We start from the raw sequence: 1,130 nt of genomic DNA, 5'->3' as shown, positions 1-1,130 counted from the left end.
CTTACCAAACGCCATACAAGATAGAATACAAGTCTCAGACAATGGAATTCTTTGAGAATCCTAATGATGCGCTCGATTCGTTATTTGTCGATTCGCTCGGCGTTTTAACGAAGTCCGAATATCGTTATCCGCAACAAATTCGGCTCGGATTCGCTTTCAAACCGACAAACGTCGTTCCGACGGAGGTTTTTTTCGATCTGATCTATGAAAACTGGAAATCGTTCGATGTCAAGACGACAGTCGCGGCTTCGGCAAATCCGGCCGATATTCCAAGTGACCTGATCGATCGAAAGTTCAATATGAAAAATGTCTGGAAAGTGAAATTCGGAGTCGAGCATCAGCTGTTTTCAGGCGTGCCGCTGAGATTCGGCTATTTTTACGATCCGAGTCCGATGGATGAAAGCCTGAACCGCAACTGGTTCACAGCCGGAACGGGATTTAAGTTTGGGAAAATGACGGTGGATGTTTCCGGCGCTTTCACGAACGGCGAGTACCGCGCATACGATCTGTTTCCGATTTCCGCCGAGAAGCGCATAACCAAGGACGCGGTTCGCGAAACATATCTGATGGGTCAAGTCAGCGTTCAATACACTTTTTAGCCGATGAAGAAACTATTTTATCCAATCATCCTTATTTCGGTTGCGCTGACGAGTACGACTTTTTCGCAACGCACTGCCGATTATCCAGAGTCGGATTATCTCAAGGTCGAAATCATTTTTACGAATGATATTCACGGAGGAATCGATCGCTCCGACGCGACGTTTATCAATCCAGATTTTCCGCCAAAATTAGGCGGCGGAGCCGTTGCGGGTCGATATATTTTTCAACAACGTGAACTTGCGCGGAAAAATGGTTGGGGATTTTTACTGCTCGATGCGGGCGATATTTATCAGGGCACTCCGCTCGGAACGCTCAGCGAAGGCGAATCCATCATTCAGTACATGAATACTGTCGGTTATGACGCGATAACGACCGGTAATCACGATTTTGATAATGGCTGGAAAAATTTAAAGAAATTGTCCGATTCAGCGCGTTTTCCGTTCATCGCGGCCAATTTGTACCGAAAATCGACCGGGCAACTTGTCGAATTTGTCAAGCCGTACATCATCAAAGAAATCCAGGGCATCAAG

Annotated in this window: 2 protein-coding genes; both read left to right on the top strand. The window is 46.5% G+C overall.

All coding sequences use genetic code 11. From position 1 onward, the window contains the following. Window positions 1–41: 41 nt before the first annotated feature. Window positions 42–599 (top strand): hypothetical protein, encoded by a 558-nt coding sequence (locus tag COT43_06585; protein ID PIS28300.1) that lies wholly within the window; start codon window positions 42–44, stop codon window positions 597–599. Window positions 600–602: 3 nt separating this feature from the next. After that, window positions 603–1,130 (top strand): multifunctional 2',3'-cyclic-nucleotide 2'-phosphodiesterase/5'-nucleotidase/3'-nucleotidase (locus COT43_06580; GenBank protein PIS28299.1); only part of this gene is annotated, 528 nt, incomplete at its 3' end.

Source organism: Candidatus Marinimicrobia bacterium CG08_land_8_20_14_0_20_45_22 (genome assembly GCA_002774355.1).
Classification (GTDB): domain Bacteria; phylum Fidelibacterota; class UBA2242; order UBA2242; family UBA2242; genus 0-14-0-20-45-22.
This window is presented reverse-complemented; position numbering and strand designations above follow the sequence as displayed.